This is a genomic window from Rugamonas violacea (genome assembly GCF_016461825.1).
Classification (GTDB): domain Bacteria; phylum Pseudomonadota; class Gammaproteobacteria; order Burkholderiales; family Burkholderiaceae_D; genus Rugamonas.
In genome coordinates this window covers 79,052-81,259 of the sequence record NZ_JAEMNU010000020.1, presented here as the reverse complement: position 1 = coordinate 81,259, position 2,208 = coordinate 79,052, and the positions used below count along the sequence as shown (strand labels likewise).

At 72.4% G+C, this 2,208-nt stretch carries 1 protein-coding gene; it reads left to right on the top strand.

The genetic code is table 11. From position 1 onward, the window contains the following. The coding region (locus tag H7U20_RS03590; protein WP_199518237.1) for an EAL domain-containing protein at nt 1-2,143 on the top strand (2,143 nt) is incomplete at its 5' end. Nucleotides 2,144-2,208 lie beyond the last annotated feature (65 nt).

Genomic DNA, 2,208 nt, shown 5'->3' with positions numbered 1-2,208 from the left:
CCCCCCCCCCCACGACGAGCTGACCGGCCTGCCCAACCGCGCCCTGTTCCAGCAACGCCTGCGGGAGGCGATGGCGCGGGCGGCGGCGCAGGGCGGCGCGGTGGCGCTGCTGTGCCTGGGCATCGACAACCTCGCCCTGGTCAACGAAAGCCTCGGCCACGCCGCCGGCGACGCCCTGCTGGCGGCCATCGCCGCCCGCCTGCGGCCGTGCATCGGCGAGCACGACACCGTGGCCCGGCTGGGCGACAACGAGTTCCTCGCCGTGCTCGGCCGGGTCGGCGGCAGCGCCGACGTGGCGCCGCGCTGCCGCGCCATCTTCGCCGCGCTGGCGCCGGCCTTCGCGCTCGAACAGCAGCAGCTGCACGCCCACGCCAGCATCGGCGTCGCCCTCTACCCGCAGGACGGCGGCGACAGCGCCACGCTGACCCGCTACGCCGACCTGGCCTTGTCGCGCGCCCGCGCCGACGGCGGCGGCCAGTGCCAGTTCTTCTCGGCCGAGATGAACCAGCGCACGCTCGAACGCATCGGCATGGAGGCGGCGCTGCGCCTGGCCATCGCCGGCGACGAACTGCAATTGCTGTACCAGCCGCTGGCCGACCTGCAGACGGGCGACCTGTGCAGCCTGGAGGCGCTGGTGCGCTGGCAGCATCCGCAGCAGGGCCTGCTGTCGGCCAACCGCTTCATCCCCGTCGCCGAGGAGGCCGGCCTGACCGCCGCGCTCGGCCTGTGGGTGCTGCGGCGCGCCTGCCGCGACCTGCGCGCCTGGCGCGACGCCGAGCGGCCGGCCGTCCCGGTGGCCATCAACATCTCGCCGCGCCAGTTCCACGACCCCGGCCTGGCCGACAGCGTCGCCGCCGCGCTGGCCGAGCACGGCCTGGCGGCCGGCGCGCTGACCCTGGAGATCACCGAGGCGGCGCTGCTGCGCGACGGCGCCGCCGCCAGCGTCTGCCTGGAGCGGCTGCGCGCCCTCGGCGTCGGCCTGACCCTGGACGACTTCGGCACCGGCAGCTCGTCGCTGAGCAACCTCAAACGCTTCCCCTTCGACGCCGTCAAGATCGACAGCGCCTTCATCCGCGACGTCGCCAGCGACAGCGGCGACGCCGCGCTGTCGAAGACCATCATCTCGATGGCGCACAACCTGGGCATCAAGGTGGTCGCCGAGGGGGTCGAGACGGAGGCCCAGTGCGACTTCCTGCGGCGCAATATGTGCGACCAGATCCAGGGCTACCTGTTCGCCCCGCCGCTGCCCTGCGCCGAGCTCGACGTGCTGCTGCGCGAGCCGCGCCGCCTGCCGGCCCACCTGCTGCGCATCCAGCGGCAAAAGCGCAGCCTGCTGCTGGTCGACGACGAGCAGAACATCGTCGCCGCGCTGAAGCGCCTGCTGCGCCGCGACGACTATCAGATCTACACCGCCAACAGCGGCCAGGAGGGGCTCGACCTGCTGGCCCAGCACGCCGTCGACGTGATCGTCTCCGACCAGCGCATGCCCGGCATGATAGGCGCCGACTTCCTGCGCAAGGCCAAGCAGTTGTACCCGGAAACGATCCGCATCATGCTGTCCGGCTACACCGAGCTGCAGTCGGTGACCGACGCCGTCAACGAGGGGGCGATCTACAAATTCCTCACCAAGCCGTGGGAGGACGAGCTGCTGCGCGGCCACATCGCCGAGGCCTTCCGCATGAAGGAGATCGCCGACGACAACGAGCGCCTCAACCTCGAGGTGCGCACCGCCAACCACGAGCTGGCCTCGACCAACCGCCGCATGGAGGAGTTGCTCAAGCAGAAGCAGCAGCAGATCCACCGCGACGAGATCAGCCTGAGCATCGCCCGCGAGCTGCTGCAGCACCTGCCGCTGCCGGTCATCGGCATGGACGACGGCGGCATGATCGCCTTCATCAACGGCGCCGCCGCCGCCCTGTTCCACGGCGGCGGCGCGCTGCTCGGCAACGAGGCCAGCTGCGTGCTGCCGGAACTGTTCCCGGCCGACGGCGCGGCGCCGCACGACGGCGCCGGCCACAACAGCCACCTGCACCAGGCCGACATCGGCGGCCTGCGCTACGCCGTGATGGTCTATCCGATGGGCGAGAGCTCGGCCTCGCGCGGCAGCCTGATCACCCTGAGCCGCTGCGAGGTGGCGCCGTGAGCGGGCGCCGCGTCGAGCTCGACGAGGCCAGCGCCGGCATGGTGCTGGCCGAGGCGCGGGGGGGC